Annotated in this window: 17 protein-coding genes; 7 read left to right on the top strand and 10 right to left on the bottom strand. The window is 72.9% G+C overall.

The features are described 5' to 3' along the window. Nucleotides 1-32: 32 nt before the first annotated feature. Nucleotides 33-3,296: a S41 family peptidase gene (locus ACIQGV_RS27260; protein WP_402498619.1), complete on the bottom strand. Its 3,264-nt coding sequence runs from the start codon at nucleotides 3,294-3,296 to the stop codon at nucleotides 33-35. A gap of 266 nt (nucleotides 3,297-3,562) precedes the next feature. On the opposite strand from ACIQGV_RS27260, the gene ACIQGV_RS27255 reads away from it, so the two are divergent. From ACIQGV_RS27255 to ACIQGV_RS27235, 5 genes are all read left to right on the top strand, one after another. Further along, nucleotides 3,563-4,162, top strand: a complete 600-nt coding sequence (locus ACIQGV_RS27255; RefSeq protein WP_402498616.1) for a TetR/AcrR family transcriptional regulator — start codon at nucleotides 3,563-3,565, stop codon at nucleotides 4,160-4,162. A gap of 124 nt (nucleotides 4,163-4,286) precedes the next feature. Further along, nucleotides 4,287-6,506, top strand: coding sequence for an MMPL family transporter (locus tag ACIQGV_RS27250; protein ID WP_402498615.1), 2,220 nt, complete (start codon nucleotides 4,287-4,289; stop codon nucleotides 6,504-6,506). 121 nt (nucleotides 6,507-6,627) lie between these two features. Continuing rightward, complete coding sequence (locus tag ACIQGV_RS27245) at nucleotides 6,628-7,176, top strand: YbaK/EbsC family protein (protein ID WP_402498613.1); 549 nt, start codon at nucleotides 6,628-6,630, stop codon at nucleotides 7,174-7,176. Next, complete coding sequence (locus tag ACIQGV_RS27240; RefSeq protein WP_402498610.1) at nucleotides 7,173-8,018, top strand: EamA family transporter; 846 nt, start codon at nucleotides 7,173-7,175, stop codon at nucleotides 8,016-8,018. The genes ACIQGV_RS27245 and ACIQGV_RS27240 overlap by 4 nt, the downstream gene beginning before the upstream one ends. A 79-nt stretch (nucleotides 8,019-8,097) precedes the next feature. Beyond that, nucleotides 8,098-8,373 carry a DUF1876 domain-containing protein gene (locus tag ACIQGV_RS27235; RefSeq protein WP_402498608.1) on the top strand — a complete coding sequence of 92 codons (276 nt, stop codon included), beginning with the start codon at nucleotides 8,098-8,100 and terminating at the stop codon, nucleotides 8,371-8,373. 69 nt (nucleotides 8,374-8,442) lie between these two features. Here ACIQGV_RS27235 and ACIQGV_RS27230 read toward each other — a convergent pair whose 3' ends face one another. The 6 genes from ACIQGV_RS27230 to ACIQGV_RS27205 all read right to left on the bottom strand — a co-directional run bounded on the left by ACIQGV_RS27230 (nucleotide 8,443) and on the right by ACIQGV_RS27205 (nucleotide 13,348). Then, the gene (locus tag ACIQGV_RS27230) at nucleotides 8,443-9,612 is read right to left on the bottom strand and encodes a serine hydrolase domain-containing protein (protein ID WP_402498712.1); all 1,170 of its coding nucleotides are present in this window, start codon (nucleotides 9,610-9,612) and stop codon (nucleotides 8,443-8,445) included. A gap of 97 nt (nucleotides 9,613-9,709) precedes the next feature. Beyond that, the gene (locus ACIQGV_RS27225) at nucleotides 9,710-10,156 is read right to left on the bottom strand and encodes an organic hydroperoxide resistance protein (RefSeq protein ID WP_402498605.1); all 447 of its coding nucleotides are present in this window, start codon (nucleotides 10,154-10,156) and stop codon (nucleotides 9,710-9,712) included. Between the two features lie 160 nt (nucleotides 10,157-10,316). Continuing rightward, nucleotides 10,317-10,787 carry a MarR family winged helix-turn-helix transcriptional regulator gene (locus tag ACIQGV_RS27220; RefSeq protein ID WP_402498603.1) on the bottom strand — a complete coding sequence of 157 codons (471 nt, stop codon included), beginning with the start codon at nucleotides 10,785-10,787 and terminating at the stop codon, nucleotides 10,317-10,319. Further along, nucleotides 10,784-11,542 (bottom strand): energy-coupling factor ABC transporter ATP-binding protein, encoded by a 759-nt coding sequence (locus ACIQGV_RS27215; protein ID WP_402498601.1) that lies wholly within the window; start codon nucleotides 11,540-11,542, stop codon nucleotides 10,784-10,786. The genes ACIQGV_RS27220 and ACIQGV_RS27215 overlap by 4 nt, the downstream gene beginning before the upstream one ends. Next, the gene (gene cbiQ / locus ACIQGV_RS27210; RefSeq protein WP_402498599.1) at nucleotides 11,530-12,291 is read right to left on the bottom strand and encodes a cobalt ECF transporter T component CbiQ; all 762 of its coding nucleotides are present in this window, start codon (nucleotides 12,289-12,291) and stop codon (nucleotides 11,530-11,532) included. The genes ACIQGV_RS27215 and cbiQ overlap by 13 nt, the downstream gene beginning before the upstream one ends. Nucleotide 12,292: 1 nt before the next feature. Continuing rightward, on the bottom strand, nucleotides 12,293-13,348 hold the full coding sequence (locus ACIQGV_RS27205; RefSeq protein ID WP_402498597.1) for an energy-coupling factor ABC transporter permease: 1,056 nt from the start codon (nucleotides 13,346-13,348) through the stop codon (nucleotides 12,293-12,295). A 166-nt stretch (nucleotides 13,349-13,514) separates the two neighbouring features. Between ACIQGV_RS27205 and ACIQGV_RS27200 the strand changes: the two genes are divergently transcribed. Beyond that, the gene (locus ACIQGV_RS27200; RefSeq protein ID WP_402498594.1) at nucleotides 13,515-13,874 is read left to right on the top strand and encodes an SsgA family sporulation/cell division regulator; all 360 of its coding nucleotides are present in this window, start codon (nucleotides 13,515-13,517) and stop codon (nucleotides 13,872-13,874) included. Between the two features lie 122 nt (nucleotides 13,875-13,996). Here the strand turns inward: ACIQGV_RS27200 and ACIQGV_RS27195 are convergent, their stop codons facing one another. From ACIQGV_RS27195 to ACIQGV_RS27185, 3 genes are all read right to left on the bottom strand, one after another. Next, nucleotides 13,997-15,766, bottom strand: a complete 1,770-nt coding sequence (locus ACIQGV_RS27195; RefSeq protein ID WP_402498592.1) for a penicillin-binding transpeptidase domain-containing protein — start codon at nucleotides 15,764-15,766, stop codon at nucleotides 13,997-13,999. A 136-nt stretch (nucleotides 15,767-15,902) separates the two neighbouring features. Further along, nucleotides 15,903-17,525, bottom strand: a complete 1,623-nt coding sequence (locus ACIQGV_RS27190; RefSeq protein WP_402498589.1) for a penicillin-binding transpeptidase domain-containing protein — start codon at nucleotides 17,523-17,525, stop codon at nucleotides 15,903-15,905. Between the two features lie 105 nt (nucleotides 17,526-17,630). Then, complete coding sequence (locus ACIQGV_RS27185; protein WP_402498587.1) at nucleotides 17,631-19,382, bottom strand: dolichyl-phosphate-mannose--protein mannosyltransferase; 1,752 nt, start codon at nucleotides 19,380-19,382, stop codon at nucleotides 17,631-17,633. Between the two features lie 208 nt (nucleotides 19,383-19,590). Between ACIQGV_RS27185 and rsmI the strand changes: the two genes are divergently transcribed. Continuing rightward, nucleotides 19,591-20,439, top strand: a complete 849-nt coding sequence (rsmI, locus tag ACIQGV_RS27180) for a 16S rRNA (cytidine(1402)-2'-O)-methyltransferase (protein ID WP_402498585.1) — start codon at nucleotides 19,591-19,593, stop codon at nucleotides 20,437-20,439. The last annotated feature ends 165 nt before the right edge of the window (nucleotides 20,440-20,604 follow it).

The following is a 20,604-nucleotide window of genomic DNA, read 5'->3' as shown; positions in this document are numbered from 1 at the left end:
CCCTTTCGGGGCGTTTTCCTCGGGTGTTCCGTTCAGGGAGACGTCCGTGGCGGGAGTTTCGGGCGGGACCGGTCCGGGGCGTCGCTGTGGTCGGGCGGGGTCGCCGGGGGGTTGCTCTCCAGGAGGCTGAGGGCGAGCCGCACGGCGTCGTCGAGCTGGGCGTGGCGGCCCTCGGCCCAGTCGAGGGGGGTGCGCAGGGCCTCCAGGTCGGGGGTGACGCCCCGGTTCTCCACGCCCCAGCCGTAGGCGTCGAACCAGGCGGCGTTCATGGGGACCGTGATGACGCTGCCGTCGCCGAGGCGGTGGCGGCCGGTCATCCCGACGACGCCGCCCCAGGTGCGCTGGCCGACGACGGGGCCCAGGCCGAGCAGCTTGAACGCGGCGGTGATCATGTCGCCGTCGGAGGAGGTCGCCTCGTCGGCCAGCGCGACCACCGGACCCCTCGGCGCGTTCGAGGCGTACGACACCGGCTGGGCGTCGCGGGTGAGGTCCCAGCCGAGGATCGTGCGGGTGAGCTTCTCGACGACGAGTTCGCTGATGTGGCCGCCCGCGTTGCCGCGCACGTCGACGATGAGCGCGGGCCGGGAGACCTCCATGCGCAGGTCGCGGTTGAACTGGGCCCAGCCGGAGCCGCCCATGTCGGGGATGTGCAGATAGCCGCATCTGCCGCCGCTCAGCTCGCGCACCACCGCGCGGCGCTTGGCGACCCAGTCCTGGTAGCGCAGGGGGCGTTCGTCGGTGAGGGGGACGACCGCGACCCGGCGGGAGCGGCCGGCCTCGCCCTCGGCGGGGGTGAAGGTCAGCTCCACCGTCGTACCGCCCGCTCCGGCGAGGAGGGGGTAGGGGCCCGTGACGGGGTCGACCGGGCGGCCGTCGACATGGGTGAGGACGGCGCCCTCGCGGATGCCGGTGCCGGCCAGCGGGGAGCGGGCCTTGGAGTCGGAGGACTCGCCGGGCAGGATCCGCCTGACCGTCCAGTTTCCTTCGCGGCACACGAGGTTGGCGCCGAGCAGCCCCTGCAGACGGCGGTAGTGGGGCGGACCCTCGTTGCGGCGGGCGGCACTGACGTAGGCGTGGGAGGTGCCCAGCTCGCCCAGCACCTCGCGCAGCAGGTCGGCGAAGTCGTCGGGCGAGGCGACCTGTTCGACCAGCGGGCGGTACTGGTCCAGGACGGCGTCCCAGTCGATGCCGCACATGCCGGGGTCCCAGAAGTAGGCGCGGATCAGCCGGCCGGCCTCGGCGTAGGACTGCCGCCACTCGGCGCCGGGGTCCACGGTGTGCAGGATGCGCCGCAGATCGATCCAGACGGTGGAGTCGCTGTCCCCGGACTCGCCGGCGGGCACGGCCCGCAGCTCGCCCTCGTCGACGACGACGAGCCGGCTGGCGTCGCCGCTGACCGCGAACCAGTCCAGGTCGTCGACGAGTTCGGTCCGCTTGGCCTTGGTGATGCTGAAGTGCTCCAGCGTGGGGCGGCCGCTGGTGTCGTCGGGGTTGGCGAACGTCTCGCCCAGCGCTCCCGAGATCGGCCAGCGCAGCCAGACCAGCCCGCCGCCCGCGACCGGCTGGAGGGCCGAGTACTTGGACGCGCTGACGGGGAAGGGCGTCACCCGGCTCTCCAGGCCCTCCAGTTCGACGGTGACGGTGCCGTCGCCGGTGCCCTCGTCCTCCAGCGGGTCCATGCCGCCCGCGGCCGGACGGCCCTCCGGGTTCAGCGCGAACGGGGAGGGCGTGGCCGAGGACAGCGGCAGCAGATAGGGGCGGCAGCCCAGCGGGAAGGACAGGTCGCCGGTGTGCACGTCGTAGACCGGGTCGAAGCCGCGCCAGGACAGGAACGCGAGATAGCGGCCGTCGCGGGTGAAGACCGGGTTCTCGTCCTCGAAGCGGCCGTTGGTGACGTCGACGATCCTGCGGTCCTTGATCCGGGCCATCTTGATCTGGCGCAGCGACCGCCCGATGCCCGGGTGCGACCAGGTCAGCCAGCTGCCGTCGGGGGAGAACGCCAGGTCGCGCACGGGTCCGTTGACGGACCGGATCAGCTCGGTGACCTCGCCGTCGGAGTCCTCCGTCCCCGCGGCGGCAGCCGCATCGTCGGACACGGTGATCAGCAGCAGCCGTCCGTCGTGGGAGGCGATGGCGAGGCGTTCGCCGTCCGGGTCGGACACCATCTCCAGCACCCGCCCCACCTCCCCGGAGGCCAGCCGGCGCGGGGGCCGGTCGCCGGTGGCCCGGGGGAGCTGGGCCACCTCGACGGCGTCCTCGCCCTCGGCGTCCGTCACATACGCCACCTGCCCGTTCGAGCCGAGCATCTCCGGCAGCCGCACCCGTACGCCCGGGGTGTCGGTGATCGTCCGGGCCGGTCCGTCGCGATGGGTGAGCCAGTACAGGCTGCCGCGTACGACGACGGCGCTCGCCCGGCCGGTCTCGTCGACCGAGATGCCGTCCACGTGCTGCGCGGCCGGCACCTGGTAGGGGCGGCGGCCCGCACGCGGCCCGCTCAGCCTCACGTCGAGCAGGCGCGGCTCGGCGCCGGCGGTGAGCGCGTCCACGATCCACAGCGCGCCTGCGCACTGGTAGACCACCCGGGTGCCGTCGGTGGAGGCGTTGCGGGCGTAGAAGGCGTCGTGGTCGGTGTGACGGCGCAGGTCGGTGCCGTCGTGGGCGCAGGAGTAGAGGTTGCCGACGCCCTCGTGGTCGGACAGGAACGCGATCCGGTCGCCGACGAACATCGGGCAGGCCAGCTGCCCTTCGAGGCCGGCCAGCAGGCGCTCGCCGTGCAGCCACAGCCGGCCCGTGGCGCCGCCCCGGTAGCGCTTCCAGGAGACCATCTCGTGCGGCGCGGTGCCGGTCAGCAGCAGACTGCGCCGCTCGCCCTCCAGGTCGGCGACCTGGATGTCGGAGACCGGACCCCAGGGGAGTTTGCGGCCGGGGTCGCCGTCGGGGGCGACCTTGTGGGCCCAGGTGAAGTAGGAGAAGGGCTCGCCGTGCGAGGCGACGGCCAGGATCGTGCCGTCGGGGGTCCAGCCGCACACCCGGGTGTCGGCGCTGCCCCAGTAGGTCAGCTGCCGGCTCTCCCCGCCGTCCACCGGCGTCAGATGCAGCTCGGGCACCAGGCTGCGCCAGCTCGTGTACGCGATCCGGGTCCCGTCGGGCGAGAAGCGGGGCTGGCCGAGCTTGGTCCGGTCGACCGTCAGCCGCCAGGCCCGGCCGGGCCGGTCCAGCGGGGCGAGCCAGAGGTCGTCCTCGGCCACGAAGCAGAGCAGGTCACCGCTGAGGTGGGGCAGGCGCAGATAGCTCACCTCCCCATGCTTTTCCGCGGGACGGACCAGAGCAACTTATGAATTTCCGGACGAGAGGGAGAGCGAGAGGAGAGCGGGGTGAGAGGGGGTGAGAAGTGAAAGGGAGGCGAGGGCGGGAGGCCGGGAAGCGGCGGGGCCGTGGCGGCCCGGATGGTGTACGAGACAGTTTCGTACGTGACGCAGAACACGAACGAAACAGTTTCGTTTCGCATCGGGCTGCGCTACATTCGTCGTGTACGAGCCGGACGGACGCAAGGGCGGGAGACATGGCCGAGGTCGCCACACAGCGGCGCAGCCGGATCACGCCCGAGCGCGCGGCCGAGCTGTACGAGGCCGTGCTCGACCTGCTCCGGGAAGTCGGTTACGACGCCCTCACCATGGACGCCGTGGCCGCGCGCACCCGATCCAGCAAGGCCACGCTCTACCGCCAGTGGGGCGGCAAGGCCGAACTGGTCGTCAAGGCCCTCCGGCACGGCAAGCCGGGCAACTTCGACGAGATCGACACCGGCTCGCTCCGCGGCGACCTGCACGCCCTCGTGGCGCTGGAGGACGACTGCCAGATGGAGCAGAACTCCGCGCTGATGCGGGGCATCGCCATGGCGATCCACCAGAACCCGGACCTGCGCCAGGCGTTCCAGGAACAGCTCATCGAACCGGAGATGGCCGAGTTCAGACGTGTGCTGCAACGGGCCGTCGACCGGGGCGAGGTCCGCCCCGACTGCCCGGCCCTGGACTTCCTGCTGCACATGCTGATCGGCGGGTTCGTCACCCGCGCCCTGCTGGACGACCAGCCGCCCACCCGGGCCTTCCTCACCTCGTACATGGACGCCGTGGTCCTCCCCGCCCTCGGCGTCGACGCGCACTGATCACCGATCCCCTCACTGGTACCTGACGTCACCGCTCACGTCGTCGGGCCGACCGACCCTGCCTCCCCGCCGGGCCGGTCACCCCTGCCCTGAACACACCACGACCTGACCGGGAGTACGCCCCGTGGCCACGTTCCTGTACAGACTGGGCCGACTCGCCTTCCGGCGACGGCACTTCTTCGCCCTGCTGTGGGTGGCGCTGCTGACACTCGCCGGAGTCGGCGCGGCCAGCGCGCCCGCCCCCGGCACCACCTCCTTCTCCGTCCCCGGCACCGAGGCCCAGAAGGCGTTCGACCTGCTGGAGGAACGCTTCCCCGGGATGAGCGCCGACGGCGCCACCGCCCGGGTCGTCTTCAAGGCGCCCGCCGGCGAGAAGATGACCGACGCCGGGAACAAGGCGACCGTGCAGAAGACCGTCAAGGAGCTGGCCGACGGCTCCGAGGTCACCTCCGTCGCCGACCCCTACGAGGCGGGCGCCGTCAGCAGGTCCGGCGCGATCGCCTACGCCTCGGTCCGCTACGACGTCTCCGGCATGGAACTGAAGGACTCCAGCCGCGAGGCGCTGGAGGACGCCGCCGAGCAGGCCCGGGAGAGCGGGCTGACCGTCGAGATCGGCGGTGACGCCCTCCAGGCCGCCCCGGAGACCGGCTCCACCGAGATCATCGGCATCGCCGTCGCCGCGGTCGTCCTCGTCATCACCTTCGGATCGCTGCTCGCCGCGGGCCTGCCGCTGCTCACCGCGATCATCGGCGTCGGCATCGGCGTCTCCACCATCGCCGCCCTCGCCGGCGTCCTGGACCTGGGCTCCACCACGTCCACGCTGGCCACGATGATCGGCCTCGCCGTCGGCATCGACTACGCCCTGTTCATCGTCTCCCGCTACCGCGCCGAGCTGGCCGAGGGCCGCGAGCGCGAGGAGGCGGCCGGCCGCGCGGTCGGCACCGCGGGCTCGGCCGTGGTCTTCGCCGGACTCACCGTCGTGATCGCCCTGGTGGGCCTGGCCGTCGTCAACATCCCGATGCTGACCAAGATGGGCGTTGCCGCCGCCGGCACCGTCGCCATCGCCGTGCTGATCGCGCTCACCCTCATCCCGGCCCTCCTCGGCTACGCGGGCCGCAAGGTCCGCCCGGCCGGCCAGAAGTCCAGGCTGCTCGGCGGCGGCCGCGCCGCGAAGAAGCCGGCCCGTCCGAACATGGGCACCCGCTGGGCGAGCTTCGTGGTCCGCAGGCCGCTGGCGGTGCTGCTGGTGGGCATCGTCGGCCTCGGTGCCGCGGCCGTGCCCGCCTCCTCCCTGGAGCTGGGCCTGCCCGACGACGGCTCCCAGCCCGTCTCCACCACCCAGCGCCGCGCCTACGACCTGCTCTCCGAGGGCTTCGGCCCGGGCTTCAACGGCCCGCTGATGGTGGTCGTCGACGCCAAGGACAGCGACGACGCCCAGGCCGCGTTCACCGAGACCGGTGACCGCATCAAGGCCCTGGACAACGTCGTGACGGTCACCCCGGCCGCCCCCAACAAGGCCGGCGACACCGCCACCATCACCGTCATCCCGGACGCCAAGCCGTCCTCGGCGACGACGGAGGAACTGGTCCACGCGATCCGCGGCACCGGCGCGGGCATCACCGCGGACACGAAGGCCGACGTGCTGGTCACGGGTGCGACGGCGATGAACATCGACGTCTCCCAGAAGCTCAACGACGCGCTGGTCCCGTATCTGATCCTGGTGGTCGGCCTGGCCTTCCTCCTGCTGATCGTGGTCTTCCGCTCGATCCTGGTCCCGCTGAAGGCGGCCCTCGGCTTCCTGCTCTCGGTCATGGCCGCGCTCGGCGCCGTCGTCGCGGTCTTCCAGTGGGGCTGGCTGTCCGGTCTGCTGGGCGTGGAGGAGACCGGGCCCGTCATGTCGATGATGCCGATCTTCATGGTCGGCGTGGTCTTCGGCCTCGCCATGGACTACGAGGTGTTCCTCGTGACGCGGATGCGGGAGGCGTACGTCCACGGCGAGAAGCCGGGCCAGGCCGTGGTCACGGGCTTCCGGCACGGTGCCCGGGTCGTCACCGCGGCCGCGGTGATCATGATGGCGGTGTTCGCCGGCTTCATCGGCTCCGGCGAGTCCATGATCAAGATGATCGGCTTCGGTCTCGCGATCGCCGTCTTCTTCGACGCCTTCGTCGTCCGCATGGCGATCGTCCCGGCGGTCCTGGCGCTCCTCGGCAAGCGTGCCTGGTGGCTGCCGAAGTGGCTGGACCGGAGCCTGCCCAACGTCGACGTCGAGGGTGAGGGCCTGCGCACGGCCGACGACGGCAAGGACGTGGCACCGGACGAGGAGAAGGACATGGTGCGCGCCTGACGCACCCCGCAGAGCCGGCCGGTGAGGGACCCGTGGGGACGGGGATCCCTCACCGGCCGTCTTTCTGCCCGGGCACCGGATCTGCCGGGCACCGGGCCCGCCCGGCGCGGAACCCGGTCGCATGTCCACTACACGCACCGCTAGCGTGCCCCTCATGACGACGACAGCCGCCCCTGACGCCGAGGGCTCCGGAGCCCACCCCCGATTCGCCGAGGCCCTGCTGGAGCTGGGGCTCGCCGATCTGCACGGACGGGTGCGGAGGTTCCCGGACGCGACCCGGACCGCAGCCGAGGCGGCCGCCGCGATCGGATGCGGGCTCAGCCAGATCTGCAAGTCGCTGATCTTCGCGGCGGACGGTGTCCCGGTGCTCGTCCTCATGGACGGGGCCTCGCGGGTCGACGTCGAGCGGGTGCGCGCGGAGCTGGGCGCGCGGAAGGTGACACGGGCCGACGCCGCGGCCGTACGGGAGGCGACGGGGTACGCCATCGGCGGGGTGCCGCCGTTCGGGCACCGGACGCGGACGCGGGTCCTGGCCGACCGGGCGCTGCTGGCGCACGAGGAGGTGTGGGCGGCGGCCGGGAACCCGCACGCCGTGTTCCCCATGGCGCCCGCGGCGCTCGTCGAGCACGCCGGGGCCACGCTGGTGGACGTGCGCGAGCGCACCGCGTGACCCCCCAGGTCACCGCGGCGGTGCTGCTCGCCGCGGTCACGCACGCCTGCTGGAACGCCATCGCCCACAAGATCACCGACAAGCTAGTCGGGTTCACCCTCATCTCGGGCGGCGGGGCGCTGATCGGGTTCGTGGCGGCACCGTTCGCCGCCTTCCCGGCCGCGGGCGCCTGGCCGTACCTCATCGCCTCCGCCCTGATCCACATCGCCTACTACGCGCTGCTCATGCGCTCCTTCCGGCTCGGCGACTTCGGCCAGGCATACCCCATCGCGCGCGGCAGCGCCCCGCTGGTGGTGACCGCGCTGGCGGCCCTGTTCGTCCATGAGGTGCCGGACGGCTGGGCGGCGGCCGGGATCGGGCTGTCGTGCGCCGGGCTGACCGGCGTCGCCCTGTGGGGGCTGCGCGGGCGGCGGCCCGACTGGGCGGCGATCGGGGCCGCGCTGGCGACGGGGCTGTCCATCGCGGCGTACACCGTGGTGGACGGTCTGGGCGTGCGGGCCTCCGGCTCGGCGATCGGCTACATCGCCTGGCTGATGATCGCCGAGGGGCTCGCGCTGCCGGCGTACATGCTGTGGCTCCGGCGCGGGCGGACGTTCGCCGCGCTGCGGCCCTTCGCCGCGGTCGGGCTGCTGGGGGCCGCGCTGTCGGTGGCGGCGTACGGGCTCGTGCTGTGGGCGCAGACCAAGGCGGAGATGGCGCCCGTCGCGGCCCTGCGGGAGTCCTCGATCCTGGTCGGCGCGGCGATCGGGGCCGTCGTCTTCAAGGAACGCTTCGGCGCCCCGCGCATCTGGGCCGCGGGCCTGCTGGTGGTCGGCATCGGCCTGATGCTGCACGCCGGCTGACCCCCGCCCCGCGGCGGGCGTGGTGCGTGTCCGTGGTCCTCGGGGCACTCTGGAAGGAAGTCTTCCGGAGGTGATCCGCATGATGCACACCACAGTGGGATGGCATGTCGAGCTGGAGTTCACGGAGGACGACCAGCACACCAGGGCGGCGGCGATGGTGCGCCTGCCGGACGGGAGCGAGGTACGCGCCCACGGCTCCGCCAGCAGGCACCACACCGACTCCAATCAGCCGCGTGTCGGGGAGGAGATCGCCGGTGCGCGGGCGCTCAACGAGCTGGCGATGCAGCTGCTGACCAAGGCGCACGGCGAGATCGACCAGGCGTCCGGGCGGACGTCGCACCCGATCCACGTCTGACGGCGTGCCCGGCGGCCGGGTGGCCGGCAACCGGGTGCCCGGCGGCGGGGCGTCCGGCGGCCGGGCCTGTCAGGCTCCCTCGGTGAGGGCCGCGCGGACGGCCCTCACCAGCGCCTGCGCCCTGGGGTCCGCCGTCACGCTCTGCCGGAAGCCGTTGGTGACATAGCCGAAGGCGACTCCCGAGGCGGGGTCGGCGAACCCGAGGGCGCCGCCGCGGCCCGGGTGGCCGAAGGAGGCGGGGGACAGCAGCGGGGACGCGCTGCCGTGCAGCATGTGGCCGAGGCCGAAGCGGGTGCCGACGACCAGCACCCGGTCCGGGCCCGTCGACTGCTCGGCCCCGGCCAGCGCGGCCGTCTCCGGGGCGAACAGCCGGCGCCCTCCGTCGACCTCGCCGATCAGGGAGGCGTAGACACGGGCCAGGCCGTCGGCCGTGGCGATGCCGTTGGAGGCGGGCAGGGCGGCCGCGCGGTAGGCGGGGTCGTTCTCGTCCGGCAGCGGGGTGATCGCGGCGAACGCGCGGCGGGTGAGGGAGGCGGGGTCGGCGTACGCCTCGGCGACCGAGCGCTTCGGGCGGGTCCTCAGGGCGCCCGCCGCCTCCGGCGCGACGGCATCGCCCACCCGCCCGGCGCGGGCGGCCTCGGCGGCGGGGAGCCCCAGCCAGAAGTCCGCCCCGGCGGGCCCGGCGACCTCCTCGGCGATCCACTCGCCGACCGGCCGTCCGGTGACCCTGCGCACCAGCTCGCCGGTCAGCCAGCTGAAGGTCTGCGCGTGGTAGCCGTGGCCGGTGCCCGGCTCCCAGGCGGGTGCCTGCGCGGCGACGGCCTCCGCACCCAGGGCGGGGTCGGCCGCCTGCTCCGGGGTGAGGGGCCGGTCCAGGACGGGCACGCCCGCCCGGTGCGCCAGCACCTGCCGCACGAGGGTGTGCTCCTTGCCGGCCGCCTTGTACTCCGGCCAGTACGCGCCGACGGGAGCGTCCAGGTCCAGTTCCCCGCGCTGGTGCAGCAGCAGGAGCCCGGCGGCGACGACGCCCTTGGTGGCCGACCGCACGATCTGCGCGGTGCCGCGCTCCCAGGGCTCGGTGCCGTCGATGTCCCTGGTCCCGCCCCACAGGTCGACCACACGCCGGCCGTCCCGGTAGACCGCGACCGCGGCGCCCCGGTCGCCGAGCAGCTCGAAGTTGCGTACGAACGCCTCCCTGACCGGCTCGAAGCCCTCGGCCACAGTGCCGTGCACGTCCACGTCCGTACGTCCCTTCCGCTCTGCCTGCGACACCGAGTGAAACATGCCCGGTGCGCCTGCGATTCCTCGGTCCCCGCGCGGGGCGGGCAGGACGTCGTCAGCCGAGCACGATGGTGACGTCGATGTTGCCCCGGGTGGCGTTCGAGTACGGGCAGACCTGGTGCGCCGCGTCCACCAGGCCGGCCGCGACCTGCTGGTCGAGGACCGGCAGCGACACGCTCAGGGCGACCGCCAGGCCGTATCCCTGCCGGCCGTTCGGGCCGATGCCGACCTTCGCGGCGACCGTCGAGCCGGTCAGGTCGAGGCCCGCCCGCCGGCCGACCAGCACCAGCGCGTTGTGGAAGCAGGAGCTGTAGCCGGCCGCGAAGAGCTGCTCCGGGTTGGTGCCGTCGCCGTTCCCGCCCAGCTCCGGCGGCATCGCGACCGTCAGGTTCAGCCGGCCGTCGTGACTGGTGACGTAGCCGTCGCGGCCGCCGTGCGCGGTCGCCTCGGCGACATACACGATCTTCTTCGGGCGGGTGTCGACAGCGGCGTCTTCGATCACGACGGGACCTCCCCCTGGGCCTGTACGGCAGCGAGCAATACAGACGTGTGCAACAACATCGTGCACAAGGTACCTGCGAGTAGGTTCCGGCCGGGGTGCGGGGTGGCGAACCACGGGTAACCGGCGCGCGCCCCCGGCCGGCTCAGCGGGAGCGGCCGGCTCAGCGGGAGCGGTCGGCCGCCCGGTCCGCCCGGTCCGCGAGCGCGTGGAGCTCTTCGCGCAGCCGGGCGACCTGGGAGCCGTCGAGGCCCGTCGCCGCGAGCAGGGCGCCCGGGACGCGCGCCGCCCGCTCACGGAGCTCCTCCGCGCGCCCGGTGCATGCGACGAGCACCGAGCGCTCGTCGTGCGCGGCACGCTCCCGCCGTACGAGACCGGCGGCCTCCAGGCGTTTGAGCAGCGGCGACATCGTGCCGTAGTCGAGGCGCAGGGCGGCCGCGAGGTCCTTGACGGTGGTCTCGCCGCGCTCCCACAGGACCAGCAGCACCAGGTACTGCGGGTAGGTCAGGCCGAGCTCGTCGAGGAGCGGCCGGTAGGCGGCCGTCACCGCGCGCTGGGCGGCGTACAGCGCGAAACACAGCTGCTCGTCCAGGAGCGGCGACCCGGCCGGGCTCTCCTCGTCTTGACGCGTCACGCGCCCATTGTCACGGACCGCGGATCGAAGCCGAAGGGCAGCTCCAGCCGGTGGGCCCGCATCAGGCCGTCGTCGGAGAGGAGCTCCCCGGTCGGGCCGTCGGCGGCGATCGCGCCCTCGGACAGGATCAGCGAGCGCGGGCACAGCTCCAGCGCGTACGGCAGGTCGTGGGTGACCATCAGCACGGTCACGTCCAGGGAGCGCAGGATGTCGGCGAGTTCACGGCGGGAGGCGGGATCGAGGTTGGACGACGGCTCGTCCAGGACGAGGATCTCCGGCTCCATGGCGAGCACGGTGGCGACGGCGACACGGCGGCGCTGGCCGAAGGAGAGATGGTGCGGCGGGCGGTCCTTGAAGTCCGCCATGCCCACCTGCTCCAGCGCCCGGTCGACGCGTGCCTCCAGGGCGGCGCCCTTCAGCCCGGCCGCCGCGGGCCCGAAGGCCACGTCCTCGCGGACGGTCGGCATGAACAACTGGTCGTCGGGGTCCTGGAAGACGATGCCGACCTTGCGCCTGATCTCCGCCATGTGCCGTTTGTCCACCGGCAGTCCGGCGACGGTGACGCGGCCCGCCCCGCCGGTCAGGATGCCGTTGAGGTGCAGCACGAGGGTGGTCTTGCCGGCCCCGTTCGGGCCGAGCAGGGCGACCCGCTCGCCGCGTCCGATCGAGAAGTCGACGCCGAACAGGGCCTGATGCCCGTCCGGGTAGGCGAAGGCGAGGCCGGAGACCTCCAGGGAAGCAGTCACAGCGTCCATCCCACCAGACATACGGCGAAGGCGGCGAGGGGGAGGGTCAGCGCGTACGACCACTGCGCCCGGGAGGCGGTCACCTCGTCGATGACCGGCATGGAACCGGCGTAGCCGCGGCTGACCATGGCCAGATGGACGCGCTCGCCGCGCTCGTAGGAGCGGATGAACAGCGCGCCCGCCGACTTGGCGAGCACGCCCCAGTGCCGGACCCCGCTCGCCTCGAAGCCGCGCGACTCCCGGGCGATCCGCATCCGCCGCATCTCGTCCGTGATGACGTCGCCGTAGCGGATCATGAAGGACGCGATCTGCACGAGCAGCGGCGGCAGCTTCAGCCGCTGCAGCCCCAGCAGCAGTTCACGCAGCTCGGTGGTGGAGGCGAGCAGCACCGACGCGGCGACACCGAGGGTGCCCTTGGCGAGCACGTTCCAGGCGCCCCACAGGCCGCTGACGCTCAGCGACATGCCCAGCACCTCGGTGCGCTCGCCCTCCGCCACGAACGGCATCAGCACGGCGAACGCCACGAACGGCACCTCGATCAGCAGCCGCTTGAGCAGGAACCCGGCGGGCACGCGGGCGTAGCCCGCCACGCACGCCAGGAGCACGGCGTAGAGCGCGAACGCCCACATCGCCTCGCGCGGCGTCGACACCACGACCACCACGAAGGCGAACACGGCGACGAGCTTGGTGTGCGGTGGCAGGGTGTGCACGGGCGAGTGCCCGTGCCGGTAGAGCCGGTGCGCGTGCCCCGCCCCCATGTCAGGCGCTCGCGCTCACGGAGGTGTCGGCCGGGGAGACCCCGCCCGACCGCCGCCTGCGCACCGTCCAGAACACCGCGCTGCCCGCGACGACCGTGGCACCGACGCCGATGGCACCGGCCAGACCGCCGGACAGACGGGCGTCGTCGACGTCCTTGACGCCGTAGTCGGCGAGCGGGGAGTCGGCGGAGGCGTGGTCCTCGGTCTTCTTGTCGATGCCGTGGTCGGCGGCGACCTTCTCCAGGCCGTCGGGGCTGGCGGAGGCGTAGAAGCTGACGAACCCGGCGAGCACCAGGGAGGCGACCAGGCCGGCCGCCCACACCTTGCGGGTGGACCGGGCGGCGACCGGGACCGGCTCGGCGGCCGGGGTGTCGACCAGTTCGCCGTTCACCCGCAGCTTCAGCGGCTGGTGCAGGTCACGGGCGCCGTGCACCAGATCGGGGCGCACGGCGACGACGGCGCCGACGGTGAGCGCGGTGATCACGGCCTCGCCGATGCCGATGAGGACATGGACGCCGACCATGGCGGTGGCGACCTTGCCGATGGAGACGTCGGTGGTGCCGCCGACGGCGTACAGCGCGGTGAAGGCGAGCGCGGAGACCGGCACCGACACCAGCGCGGCGACGAAGGAGGCGGCGGTCACCGAACGGCGGGTGCGCGGCAGCAGCTTCACCAGCGCGCGGAAGAGGGCGTAGGCGACGACCGTGGTGACGATCGCCATGTCGGTGATGTTCACCCCGAGCGCGGTCAGACCGCCGTCGGCGAACAGGATGCCCTGCATGAGCAGGACGACCGACACGCACAGCACGCCTGTGTAGGGGCCGACGAGGATCGCGGCCAGGGCTCCGCCGAGCAGATGGCCGCTGGTCCCGGCGGCGACCGGGAAGTTCAGCATCTGCACGGCGAAGATGAATGCCGCCACGAGTCCGGCCAGCGGGGCGGTCCGCTCGTCGAGTTCGCGGCGCGCGCCGCGCAGGCTCACGGCTACGGCACCGGCGGCGACGACGCCGGTGGCTATCGAGGTCGGGGCGTTGAGGAATCCGTCAGGCACATGCACCGTTCGATGATAGTGGCTTAATGCGAACTGTTCGCAAGAGCGAGAGAGGTGCTATTTGGCGGGCGGGATGCGCCGCCCGGACGGCGCGATCCGGAAAATATGCGACATTGGAGGGAAAGCGGAAGCATGGCTTTCGCTCAGGTCACGCAGCGTAAGGGGCCTGCCGATGTCCGTGGTCGAGCAGTACGCACGAGCCCACATCGTCAAAGACACCGATGTCACGGTGCAGGAGGAACGCGGGGCCGTACCCGTCGTCCTGCGCTACGACCCCGATTCCGATCCCCGCGCGGTCAGGATCGGACTGCCCGGAACGCACGAGTGGACCTTCGCCCGCGCCCTCCTCGAACAGGGGCTGCGCGCCCCCGCCGGGACCGGTGAGGTGCGTGTGTGGCCGTGCGGACGGGTGCAGGCCGTCGTCGAGTTCCACTCCGCGCAGGGCGTCTCGGTCGTCCAGTTCGAGTCCAAGACCCTGATGCGCTTCCTGCGCCGCACCTACACGGCCGCGGCGCACCCCGTGCCCCACTGACGCAGTGCCCCGCTGACGCCGTTCCGCGCCGATGCCGCTCCGTGGGCCGGCCGCCTGTCCGTGGGCCGGCGGCCTGTCCGTGGGTCAGCCGCCTGTCCGTGGGCCGGCGGCCTGTCCGCGGGTCAGCCGCCCGCCTTCAGCAGCGCCGCCACGATCGGGCCCGCCGTCGAGCCGCCGTGGCCGCCCGCCTGGACCACGCCCGCGCCCGCGAGGTCGCCCCGGTACGCCGTGAACCAGCCGTTGGGCTTCTTCTGCCCGTCGACCTCCGCGGAACCGGTCTTCGCGCCGACGCTGCCCGGGACTCCCGCCATGGCCTCTGCGGCCGTGCCGTACGCCGCCGTGTACGCCATCACCTCCCGCACCTGCGCCAGCGTGCCCGCGGACAGCGACCGCGCGGCGGTGGCCAGCTTCCGCCCGTCGACGTCGGGGGAGACCAGGTAGGGCTGGCGGAAGCGGCCCGACTGGACGGTCGCCGAGACGGACGCCATGTTCAGCGGGTTCATCCGCACCCCGCCCTGCCCGATCAGCGAGGCCGCCATCTGCGCCTGGGACTGCACCGGAACCGCGCCGTCGAAGGTGGGCACCCCCACCGCCCAGTTGTCCATGCCCAGCCCGAACACGTCCTGCGCCTGCTTCGTCAGGTCGGAGTCGTCGAGCTTCGGCGCCTGGGAGATGAAGGCGGTGTTGCAGGAGCGGGCGAAGGACGCCTTGAACGTGCCGTCCTTGATGGCGAACTTGTCGTCGTTCTGGAACTTCCAGCCGCCGTACGTGAAGAACTTCGGGCAGGGGTGCTTCTTGTCCGCCGACGCCAGCTTCTTGTCGAACAGCATCGACGAGGTGACGACCTTCATCGTGGAGCCGGGCGCGAGGGAGCCCTGGAAAGCGGTGTTGAAGCCGGGGGAGGAGTTGGCGACCGCGAGGATCTCGCCCGTCGACGGGCGCAGCAGCACCACCGAGGCCCGCTTGCGGGCGGCGACCTGCTTCTCGGCCGCGGCCTGGAGCGCCGGGCTGAGCGTCGTCTCCACCGTGCCCGGCGTGCCCTCGCTCAGCTCCAGCAGCGTCTTGTCGGACAGTTCGGCCTTCGCGGCCTTCGACGCCTCGCCGCGCACGATCCGCAGTTCGACGCCCGCCGTGCCGCCGGCGGTTCTGCCGTACTTCTCGCGCAGTCCGTCGAGGACCGGCGCCAGCGACGGGTACTTCTTCACGGTCAGCTCGCCGCCCTCGCGGTCCAGCGCCTTGACCGGAGGGGTCCCCGCCGCGCCGGTGACGAGGCGGTCGCCGTCCCTGAGGTCGGGGTGGACGACCGCGGAGGCCCACCGCACCAGCGGCTCGCCGTCGCCCTTGCCGCGTACGACGGTCAGGGCGCTGGTGTAGGTCAGCGGCTTGCCGGCGCCGGAGGACGTGCCCGCGGAGGCGGTGTCCCCGGCGGACGCCTCCCCGGCGGCCTCGCCGTCGGGGGCGGTCTCCTTCGCCGCCGTCTCCTTCGCCGCGGTCTCCTTCACGGTGCCCTTGACGGTGAAGGGGACCTTGTCGCCCTGGCGCGGGCCCGGGGTGAGGGTGACGTCCTCGATGTGGGCGTCCTCGGTCCAGCCGGTGAGCAGGGCGCGGGCCCCGGCGGCGTCGGTGGTGGCGGCCGCGGCCTCGGCCACGCCGCCCTGCTGCCAGGCGGTGAGGAAACGCCGCGCGGCGGTGTCGACCTCCGCCCCGGACAGCGGGCCGGTCTTCGCCTTCGCCTTCTCCCGGGCGGCCGCCGAGGTGTCGTCGGCCGCGGCACCCGAGCCGTACAGCGCGTAGCCGCCGAGGCCGCCGCCGACCACGACGGCGGCGATCACCGACCCGATGACGGCCGGCCTGGTGCTCCGTCGCTCGGCGACGCGCCTTCTCCTGCCCACTGCTTTCCGTTCCTCCGCGCTCGTCCCGAAGGTCCCCGTCGCCCTCGTGTTCTTTCCGCCGTCCCCGACGGCGGTGCTGTCCCTGCGTCCCCGCCGGTGCGAGGACGCCGCCCGGTGCACGGCCGGTTCCGGCCGCTCAGCCGCCCGCCCGCAGCACCTGCGCCACGATGGGGCCGGCCGCGTCGCTGCCGTGGCCGCCCTGCTGGGCCATCGCGGCCGCCGCGACGTCGTCGCGGAAGCCGGTGAACCAGCTGTTGGACGTGGCCTGTCCGTCGACCTCCGCCGACCCGGTCTTCGCCCCGATGCTGCCGGGCACACCCGCCATCGCCTTCGCCGCGGTGCCGCTGGTCGCGGTGCGGTTCATCATGGCGCGCAGCTGGTTCACCGTGCCCGCCCGAAGGCCCCCGGCCTCGGCGAGCCTGCGGCCGTCCAGATCCTGCGGCACGATGACCGGCTGCCGGAAGGTGCCCGTGATCGCGGTCGCCGTCACCGACGCCATGTTCAGCGGGCTCATCTGCACCTTGCCCTGGCCGAGCAGCGCGGCGGCGGTGTCCGGGCCCTCGGAGACCGGGACGCTGCCGTCGAAGGTGGTGATCCCGGCCTTCCAGTCGTCGCGGCCGAGCCCGAACTTCTCCTGCGCCTCCTTGGTGAGGGAGTCGTCCTGGATCTCGTCGGCGAACTTCACGAACGCGGTGTTGCAGGAGCGGGCGAAGCTCTCGGCGAGCGTGGCGTTCTCGTTCGCCTTCATGCCCTTGAGGTTGCGGAAGGTCGCGCTGTCCGAGACCGCGCTGTCGGAGCAGGGAGCCGGGCCCTCGGCCGTGGTCAGGCCGTTGTCGATGAGCATCGCCGAGCTGATGATCTTCATGGTGGAGCCGGGTGCCAGCTCGCCCTCCAGCGCCGCGTTCCAGCCGTCCGCACGGTTGTTGGCGACCGCGAGGATCTCACCGGTGCTGGGCTTGACCGCGACGACCGACGACTCCTTGTACGCCGTGACCGCCTTCTCGGCGGCCGCCTGCGCACGCGGGCTGATCGTCGTCGGCAGACGGCCCGCCCGGCCCTCGGTGAGCGTCAGCAGGGAGGTGTCGGCGGCACCGGAGCTGGTGTGCCGGATCGACAGCTCCACCCCGTGCGTGCCGCCCGCGCTCCGGCCGTACCGCTTGCGCAGTTCGTCCAGGACGGGGCCGAGGGACGGGTACTTGTCCTTCGTCAGCACACTGCCGTCACGGCCGACCGCCTCGATCGGCGGGCTGCTGGACTCCTCCGTCACCAGGGTGTCCCCGTCGCCCAGTTCGGGATGGACCACGGTGGGCTCCCAGTCCACCAGCGCCCGGCCGGTGGTGATCCCGCGCACCACGGTCAGTTCGCTGTCGTACGTCAGCGGCTTGGTCGTGCCCGCGTACGACACCGTCGCCCGCACCGAGAACGGGACGGTGGTGCCCTGCGCCGTGCCGGGAGTGATGGTCACGTCGGTGAGATGCCCGCTGCCGCCGAAGGACGTCAGGACCGGCTCGGCCGCCGACGCGTTGTTCGTGAACGACGCGGCTCTCGCGCCCCGGCCCTGCTCCCACGCCTCGAAGAACGCCTCGGTGGTGTCGGCGACCTCGTCCTTGTCGGGCGGTCCGCTCTTCTCGGACGTCGTCCCCGGACCCGAGCCGTCGTCGCTCACCGCCGAGACGATGGTGAGCGTCCCGTACCCGGCGCCGCCCAGCATCAGGGCGAACACCGAGCCGATGACCGCCCTCTTGGCCCCCTTGCGCATCGTCCGGTCCCTCCCGTGTCCCCCGTTTCGGCTTCCTGTGCACTGTAAGGGGCGGCGCCGACAACAGGCACCGGCGCCCGGCTTTGTTGGCCGAACGGAGACCGCCTACACCCAGGTGTCCAGCCACATCCGTGACCGCCAGTCGTCTATGGGGATCGCCTGGCCGGTGTAGATCGGCCAGAAGTAGATGAAGTTCCAGGCGATCAGCAGCACCAGCACGCCCGCCCCGGTCGAGCCGGCCACCCGGCGCGCGTCGGTCGAGCCCGGCGGTCCCACCAGCGCACCCACCAGCATCGCCACCGCCAGGCACAGGAACGGCACGAAGACGACGGCGTAGAAGTAGAAGATCGTGCGTTCCTGGAAGAAGAACCAGGGCAGATATCCGGCCACGATCGCGCAGGCGATCGCCCCGGCACGCCAGTCGCGGCGGAAGAACCAGCGCCACAGCACGTACAGCAGCGCGAAAGCGCCCACCCACCACAGCACCGGCGTGCCCAGGGCCAGCACCTCGCGCGCGCACTTGTCGCCCGCGTCCGCCGGACAGCCGTCCTGGCCGGGTGCCGGGGACTCGTAGAAGTACGACACCGGCCGGCCCAGCACGATCCAGCTCCACGGATTGGACTGGTACGTGTGCGGCGAGGACAGGTGCACATGGAAGTCGTACACCTGGGTCTCGTAGTGCCACAGGCTGCGCCACCAGTCCGGGAACAGCCACGACCAGTCGCTGCTCCGGCCGTCCTTGGAGGCCCAGTCGCGGTAGTAGCCGCCGCTGCCGTCGGACGGGGACAGGATCCAGCCGGTCCACGACAGGAGGTAGGTGAGCACGGCGACCGGCACGGTCGCGAGGAACGCGAGACCCAGGTCGTACTTGAACACCGCCGCGTACGGACGGCGGGCCCCCGCGACCTTGCGGGAGCCGACGTCCCACAGCACGGTCATGATCCCGAACGCGGCCAGGAAGTACAGGCCGTTCCACTTCGTGCCGATGGCCAGACCCAGCATCACGCCCGCCGTCCAGCGCCACGGCCGCAGGCCCAGCCGCGCGGTGTCCGCGACCAGGGCGTTCGGACGGACCAGCCCGTCGGCGTCGGCCGGCAGCGCCGCGGCGAGCCGCTCGCGCGCCTTGTCGCGGTCGACGACCAGACAGCAGAACGCCGCCAGGACGAAGAACATCAGCACCCCGTCGAGCAGCGAGGTGCGGCTCATCACGAAGTGCAGCCCGTCCACCGCGAGCAGCGCGCCCGCGAGGCAGCCCAGGAAGGTCGAGCGGAACAGCCGCCGTCCGACCCGGCACACCATCAGCACCGACAGCGTGCCGAGCAGCGCGGTCATGAACCGCCACCCGAACGGGTCGAACCCGAAGATCAGCTCGCCCAGGCCGATGACGTACTTGCCGACCGGCGGATGCACCACGTACGCCGCGTCCGTCGGGATCGGCACATGGCCGCCCGACGACAGCACCAGGTCGTTGGCGTTCTTGTCCCAGTTGACCTCGAAGCCGCGGTGGACGAGCGCCCAGGCGTCCTTCGCGTAGTACGTCTCGTCGAATATCACCGCCTTGGGGCTGCCGAGGTTCCAGAACCGCAGCAGGCCCGCCAGCAGCGTCACCAGCAGCGGGCCGCCCCAGCCGGAGAGCCGGCCGATCCGCCCGGCGAGGGTGGGCGGGACGCCGAGCACCGCCCAGATCCGGGGCGAGGGTTCGACGTACGGCGGCACCAGCCGGTCCCGGACGTCGGCCGCGGGCTCCGCCCGGTGGCCGAACTGCCGCAGCCGCTGCTGCCACGACGGCCGCCGGTCGTGCGGGTCCTGCTCGTGGCGGAGGTCCGTCGAGGGCGCGGAGGACGCGGTACTGGTCACCGCGCCATCGTAGGGAAACGTTCTGTGTGAGTCCCGTGCATGCGACGTATGCGTCGGACGGGTGGGACGCCCGAGCCACCCGAAAGCCCCCTCGAATCCCCCCGAACCCCCCCTGCGGTCCGCCCCCGCGCGGTCCTCCGCCCGCCCCCGGGCCGCCGCCGCGGTGGTTCCGGGAAGGGGCGGGGGCCGCCTTTGGGAGGATGGAGGGGTGACTGGAACCCTTGTTTTGGCGGGCACCCCCATCGGCGACACCGCGGACGCGCCGCCCCGGCTGGCCGAGGAGCTGGCCGGCGCCGACGTCGTCGCCGCCGAGGACACACGCCGGCTGCGCCGGCTGACCCAGGCGCTGGGCGTGACCCCCAAGGGCCGCGTGGTGTCGTACTTCGAGGGCAACGAGGCGGCCCGTACCCCCGAACTGGTCGAGGAGCTCCTCGGCGGCGCCCGCGTGCTGCTGGTCACCGACGCCGGCATGCCGTCCGTGTCCGACCCCGGCTACCGGCTGGTCGCCGCCGCCGTGGAGAAGGACGTCCGCGTCACCGCCGTGCCCGGTCCGTCCGCCGTGCTCACCGCGCTCGCCCTGTCCGGGCTGCCCGTCGACCGCTTCTGCTTCGAGGGGTTCCTCCCGCGCAAGGCCGGCGAGCGGCTCACCCGGCTGCGGGACGTCGCGGAGGAACGCCGCACCCTGGTCTACTTCGAGGCGCCGCACCGGCTCGACGACACCCTCGCCGCGATGGCCGAGGTCTTCGGCGCCGACCGGCGTGCCGCCGTCTGCCGCGAGCTGACCAAGACCTACGAGGAGGTCAGGCGCGGCCCGCTGGCCGAGCTGGCCGCGTGGGCCGCCGAGGGCGTGCGCGGGGAGATCACCGTCGTGGTGGAGGGGGCGCCCGAGCGGGGCCCGGAGACGCTCGACGCGGCCGAACTCGTCCGCCGGGTACGGGTGCGCGAGGAAGCCGGGGAACGGCGCAAGGAGGCCATCGCGGCGGTCGCCGCGGAGGCGGGCCTGCCCAAGCGGGAGGTGTTCGACGCGGTCGTCGCGGCGAAGAACGCCGGGGCGTGATCGATACGCCTGCGGGTGGCTGATTTCTGGGCAAAGGGCGGAGCACGACAGGCAAAGCGGAAGCCTGCGAGCTGGGGCGCTGCGGCAAGGAACGCCCAAGACGGCGCCAATACTCGACAGGCCCGTCGCGCCCGGCCCGGCGCAGGAGTGCACTGGCCGAGGGGG

It is taken from the genome of Streptomyces sp. NPDC093094 (genome assembly GCF_044754345.1).
In the GTDB taxonomy this organism is placed as follows: Bacteria; Actinomycetota; Actinomycetes; order Streptomycetales; family Streptomycetaceae; genus Streptomyces.
Note: the sequence above shows the minus strand (reverse complement) of the source record. Positions and strands in the feature narration are given on the sequence as shown.